General features: G+C 74.5%; 5 protein-coding genes. 3 read left to right on the forward strand and 2 right to left on the reverse strand.

Translation table 11 applies throughout. The annotated features are described in order from the left end of the window. On the reverse strand, window positions 1-1425 hold a 1425-nt coding region (locus EF918_RS31450), incomplete at its 3' end, for a hypothetical protein (protein WP_260610840.1). A 211-nt stretch (window positions 1426-1636) separates the two neighbouring features. Between EF918_RS31450 and EF918_RS31455 the strand changes: the two genes are divergently transcribed. The 3 genes from EF918_RS31455 (at window position 1637) to EF918_RS31465 (ending at window position 4936) form a co-directional block, all read left to right on the forward strand. Beyond that, complete coding sequence (locus EF918_RS31455) at window positions 1637-2326, forward strand: bifunctional DNA primase/polymerase (RefSeq protein WP_125652328.1); 690 nt, start codon at window positions 1637-1639, stop codon at window positions 2324-2326. A 163-nt stretch (window positions 2327-2489) separates the two neighbouring features. Then, the gene (locus EF918_RS31460) at window positions 2490-3293 is read left to right on the forward strand and encodes an ABC transporter ATP-binding protein (RefSeq protein WP_125652329.1); all 804 of its coding nucleotides are present in this window, start codon (window positions 2490-2492) and stop codon (window positions 3291-3293) included. Next, entirely contained in the window at window positions 3290-4936 is a 1647-nt protein-coding gene (locus tag EF918_RS31465; protein WP_125652330.1) for a transporter, read from the forward strand. The genes EF918_RS31460 and EF918_RS31465 overlap by 4 nt, the downstream gene beginning before the upstream one ends. 97 nt (window positions 4937-5033) lie before the next feature. On the opposite strand, the gene EF918_RS31470 is transcribed toward EF918_RS31465, so the two are convergent. Continuing rightward, window positions 5034-5858, reverse strand: a complete 825-nt coding sequence (locus EF918_RS31470) for an alpha/beta fold hydrolase (protein ID WP_260610841.1) — start codon at window positions 5856-5858, stop codon at window positions 5034-5036. Window positions 5859-5896: the final 38 nt, after the last annotated feature.

Raw genomic sequence — 5896 nt, forward strand, 5'->3', positions numbered from 1 at the left:
ACCTGGAGGACTTCCGGCAGCGGCTGGAGCCGTACCGGGACGAGCCGCCGCCCCCACCCGCAGCAACGCGGCGAACTCGCGGGCCGCCGGCTCGTCCCGGTACGGCTCCAGCCGCTGCCGGAAGTCCTCCAGGTACTCGGTGCCCCGGTCGGACCGCAGCGTCCCCAGCAGCTCGGCCGCCGTCCCCGCGGTCCGGCACGCCTGCTCCACCTCCCGCTGCTGCACCTGCGCCGCCGCGAGCAGCAGCATCCCGATGGCCCGTCTGCGGGCCTTGCCCTCCGGCAGGGCCCGCAACGCCGCCTCCGCCTGCTTCGCCGCCGCCTCCGCCTGCCCCAGGTCGCGGTGGCAGTGCGCGAGCTCGTCCGCGAGATAGGCCTCGTCGAAGTGCCGGATCCACACCGGGTCGTCGCCGGACTCCGGCTCGGCCCGCTCCAGCGCGGTCACCGCCCGCGAGGACAGCACGGCCGTGGCCCGGGCATCGCCCAGCAGCGCGTGACCCCGCGCCTCGGCCGCGTAGAACATCGCCTCGGCCCGCGGCGTGACCTGCCCGCGCGTACCCTCCTGCGCCGCCCGCGCGAGCTGCGCGATCTCCCGCGGGTTGCCCAGCTCCGCGGCCAGATGGCTCATCGACGCGGCCAGCACGTAGCCGCCGTACGCCCGGTCGCCGGCGGCCTGGGCCAGCCGCAGGGCCTGGATGTAGTAGCGCTGGGCCAGCCCGGGCTGCCCGGTGTCCACCGCCATGTAGCCGGCCAGTTCGGTCAGCCGGGCCACGGCCGCGAACAGCGCCCGGCCGACCGACTCCCGGTACGAGCCGCCGATCAGGCCGGACACCACGCTGTTGAGGTAGTGCACGACCACCGGCCGGACATGGCCGCTGCCGAAGCGGTGGTCGAGGTCGACCAGGGCCTCGGTGGTGGCCCGGACCGCGTCCACGTCGGACATCCCGACCCGCGATCCGCCGTGCCGGGCCACCTGGGTGTCGGCCCCGGTGATCAGCCAGTCCCGGCTGGGCTCGACCAGCGCGGACGCGGCCACGCTCGACCCGGCGAGGAAGTCCCGCCGGCCGACGTCGCTGCGCCACAGCTCGCAGACCTGCTCGATGGCCCCGACCACGGTCGGGGAGAACTGCAGGCCCACACCGGAGGCGAGGTTCTTGCCGTTGGCCATGCCGATCTCGTCGATGGTGACGGTCCGGCCGAGCTTGCGGCCCAGCGCCTCGGCGATGATTCCGGGTGCCCGGCCGCGTGGCTGCTGCCCCCGCAGCCAGCGGGCCACGGACGTCTTGTCGTACCGGAGATCGAGACCGTGCTCGGCGCCGCACATGTTCACGCGGCGGGCGAGCCCGGCGTTGGAGCACCCGGCTTCCTGGATGAGCGCCTGCAACCGTTCGTTCGGCTGGCGGGCGACGAGAGGCCTGGCTGCCATGAAAACCCCCTGTGGCCGCGGGTGATCGTTCGAATGATCACTTCCCGGCTGATTGGCGGAGAATCTTCCGCTCTGCGACGTGTCGCTACCCACTCCCCGCTCGCCGTCCCCCTACGCGCCCCCGTCCGTGCACCGATGCGCCCCGCGTGCAGGATCGATGCTCCGGCGGCCGGCGGGGGCGGGCCCGTAACCCCCGGTGACGGGGGGAGTTGTGAAGGGCGTGGAAGAGACGATCGGAGTCACGGAGACCGCACCCATCCCCAAGCAGCGCGGCGAGGCGCTGCTGGACCATGCCGTGCGGTACGCGGAAGAGCGGCACTGGGATGTGTTGGCCGGCACCTGGCTGGAGGCGGGTGACGGCAGGGAACTGTGCTCCTGCGGGGGCGGTGAGGACTGCACGGCGCCGGGGGCGCACCCGGCGGTGAAGGACTGGGCGGCGCAGGCCACGGGCAGTGCCGTACAGGTCCGGCGGATGTGGTCCCGGCACCCCCAGGCGTCGATCCTGCTGCCCACCGGCCGCACGTTCGACGTGATCGACGTCGCGGAGACCGCCGGTTTCCTCGCGCTGGCGCGGATGGAGCGGCTGGAGCTGACGGTGGGCCCGGTCACCCGCACCCCGGACCGGCGGATGATGTTCTTCGTGCTGCCCGGCGCCGGGGCGAAGCTGCCCGACCTCGTCCGCAAACTGGGCTGGCCGCCGGCCTCGCTGGACCTGCGGGCGCGGGGCGAGGGCGAGTACGTGGCCGCGCCGCCGACCCGGTACGGGCTCCAGGGCTCGGTGCAGTGGGCGATGCGTCCGACGCCCGCCAACCGCTGGCTGCCCGACGCCGAGGAACTCGTCGACGCGCTCGCGTACGCCTGCGGACGGGACGCGGCGGCGGCGCGCGCCCGGCGCGCGTAGTCCCCGCACGCCCGGCGTACCGGTCCCGCACGCCCGGCGTACCGGTCCGCGCGGCGGGCGTACCTCGTCCCGAAGTCATGACATTCGTAACTGCTCCCCCCTCCCGACCTGTACCTAAGGTGATGACGACCAACGGGGACAGAACGAGAGAGCAGGGCTGATCATGGCCGGGGCCCAGGGGGCGGACGGGGCGGTACGGACCGCACCCGCCGTACGTATAGAAGGACTGTGGAAGCGCTTCGGTGAGCAGATCGCCGTCGCGGGGATCGATCTGGAGCTGCCCGCCGGGCAGTTCGTCGGACTGGTCGGACCCAACGGGGCCGGCAAGACCACCACCTTGTCGATGGTGACCGGGCTGCTCCGCCCGGACCAGGGCCGTGTGGAGGTCGCCGGGCACGACGTGTGGCAGGACCCGGCCGCGGTGAAGTCGCGGATCGGGGTGCTGCCCGAGGGCATGCGCTTCTTCGAGCGGCTCTCCGGCCGGGAACTGCTCGGCTACATGGGCCGCTTGCGCGGGCTGCCGGGTGACGAGGTGGACCAGCGGGCGACGCAGCTCCTGGAGGTCCTGGACCTCGCGGGCTCCCAGCACAAGCTGGTCGTGGACTACTCGACGGGCATGCGCAAGAAGATCGGCCTGGCGGCCGCGCTGCTGCACAACCCGGACGTGCTGTTCCTGGACGAGCCCTTCGAGGGCGTGGACCCGGTGTCGGCGCAGACCATCCGCGGGGTGCTGGAGCGCTACACCGCCTCCGGCGCCACCGTCGTCTTCTCCTCGCACGTCATGGAGCTGGTCGAGTCGCTGTGCGACTGGGTCGCCGTGATGGCCGGCGGCCGGATCCGGGCCGCGGGCCCGCTCGCCGACGTACGGGGCGCCGCGCCGTCCCTGCAGAACGCCTTCCTCGAACTGGTCGGCGCCCAGGGCCGCGACGCCGGTGCGGCGCTGGACTGGCTGGGCGGCGGACGATGAGCACCGCCACTCCTGCGGCCCCGGCCGCCCCGGCGGCCCGGGCCGCCGCCCCCGCACCTTCGCTGACCTCGACGTTCGTCCGGCTGAAGCTGGCGCTGCTGCGCAACGGGCTCAAGGGGTCCTCCAAGCGCAAGGCGGCCTTCGTCGGCTCGGCCGTCCTCGCGCTGCTGGCCGCCGCCGTGGTGGTGCTCGTCCTGTCGGTGCTGCGCGGACACGCGCATGCGGGCACGGCGGTCGTGGTGCTCGCCGCGATCCTGGGGCTGAGCTGGGCGTTCATGCCGCTGTTCTTCGCGGCCGGGGACGAGACCCTCGACCCGTCGCGGCTGGTGATGCTGCCGTTGCGGCCGCGGCCGATGGTGCGGGCGCTGCTGGTGTCCTCGCTGATCGGCATCGGCCCGTTCTTCACCCTGTGCCTGGCCGTCGGCGCGGTGGTCGCGGTGGCCCACGGGCCGGCCGCCGTGGTGGCGGGGGTGCTGGCCGTGCCGCTGCTGCTGCTCGTGTGCGTGGCGCTGGCGCGTGCGGTGGCCACCGCCAACGTGCGGCTGCTGAACAGCCGCAAGGGGCGTGACCTGGCGGTGCTCAGCGGTCTGCTGATCGCGGTGGGCGCCCAGCTCGCCAACTTCGCGGGCCAGCGCCTCACCCAGGCCGGCGGCCTGAGCTCGCTGGAGCCGGTGGAGGCGGTCCTGCGCTGGCTCCCGCCGGCCACCGCGCTCGGGATGGTGGACTCCGTCAGCGCCGGCGCGTACGGGCGGGCGGCGGTCCAACTGGTGCTGACCCTGGTGGCGCTGGCGCTGCTGGTGTTCGCCTGGGAGCGCGGTCTGACCAAGCTGATGGTCACCCCGGACGGTTCCACGGTGGCCGCGGCCGCCCCGGAGAAGGAGCGGGCGTCGGGCGGCGGGGCGTGGGCGCTGCTGCCCGGTGGCCGTACCGGCACGGTGATGCAGCGCACCCTGCGCTACGTCGTGCGTGACCCGAAGACCAAGTCGGCCTGGGTGACCGCGCTCGCCATCGGTCTGATCGTGCCGGTCTTCAACGCCCTGCAGGGCACCGGGTCCGTCTATCTGGCGTGCTTCGGCGCGGGCATGCTGGGCGTGCAGATGTACAACCAGTTCGGCCAGGACACCTCCGCGTTCTGGATGGTCGCCCAGACCATCTCCTCGCCGCGCGACGCCTACGTCGAACTGCGCGGGCGGGCCTTCGCGCTGGCGCTGGTCACCGTGCCGTACACGGTGCTGGTCACGGCGGTCACGGCCGGGCTGGTGGGCAACTGGCCGGCGCTGCCGGAGGCGTTGGGCCTGGCGCTGGGGCTGCTCGGCGCGATGCTGTGCACGGGCGCGCTGGCCTCGGCGTACTACCCGTACTCGATCCCGTCGGAGGGGGCGTTCAAGAACGTCGCGCCGGGGCAGGCGGGGCTGGCGTGGGCGGGCATCTTCGGCGGCATGCTGTCGGCCGCGGTGCTGTGCGTGCCGCTGATCGCACTGACCGTGGGGCTGCACGTGGCGGGTGCGCACGCGCTGCTGTGGGTCGTCCTCCCGGTGGGTGTCCTGTACGGGCTGCTGGCCACCTGGGCGGGGCTGAAGCTCGGCGCCCGGAAGGTCGCCACGAGCCTGCCGGAGATCCTCCAGGCCGTCAGCAAGGGCTGAGGCCGGGCCCGTCCGGGGCCTCGTGCGCCGGCGGGGTCGGTGCGGGCGCTCGGGCCACCGCCACGGGGGTGGGGTGGACCGGGCGTCCGCGCGGCGTTCAGGGGCCGGCCGGTACGGCGTTCAGGAAGGGTTCCAGGGCGGCGCGCCAGGCGTCGGGCTGGTCGTAGTGGAGGTAGTGGCCGGCGTCGGGGATCTCGGCGTACTGGCCGGCGGGCAGCACCCGGACCATCTCCTGGGCCTCGGCGCGGCCCAGCTCGCCGTCGAGACCGCGCACGACCAGGGTCGGGCAGCGGACCTGGGCGAGCTCCTCCCAGTGGGCGTCGTAGACCCAGGTCTCGCGGGCGGTGAGCATCTGGCGGCGGGAGAACAGCGGGCGCCAGCCGTCCTCCGCCTCGTGCATGACCTCGGCGAAGAAGTCGCCGCGGCCGGGGTTGGGGCGCTCCACCCAGGGGTCGTCCTCGCCGAACCAGCGGCGGGCGGCGTCCTGCGTGGGGAAGGGGAGCGGCCAGCGGCTGAACCACTCCTCCCACTGTCGCTGGGAGGCCGCGCCGAGCGCGGAGGCCCGCATGTCGCAGATGACGAGGCCACGCACCAGGTCGGGGCGGCGGGCGGCGAGCTGCCAAGCGGTCAGGGCGCCCATGGAGTGACCGACGAGGGTGACGGGGGCGAGGCCGAGCTGCTCTATGGCGGCCTCGGCGTCGGCGACGAAGGCCTCGCGGGTGTACGGGCCGGCGGCGGGGCGCTCGCTCTGGCCGTGGCCGCGCTGGTCGAGGGCGACGACGCGGTGGCCGGCGGCGAGCCAGCGGGCGGTGCCGGCCCAGTGGAAGGCACGGCCCATCAGTCCGTGGAGTAACAGCACGGCCGGGCGGTCGTCAGCGGCTCCGGGCGGGTCGGGCCGGTCGGGGCCCGCGGGGGGCCGCAGGCCGGTCGCGGCGGCGGGACCGGGGCGGGGGACCGTGG

Origin of the sequence: Streptomyces sp. WAC06614 (assembly GCF_003949795.1) — a bacterium.
Lineage (GTDB): Bacteria > Actinomycetota > Actinomycetes > Streptomycetales > Streptomycetaceae > Streptomyces.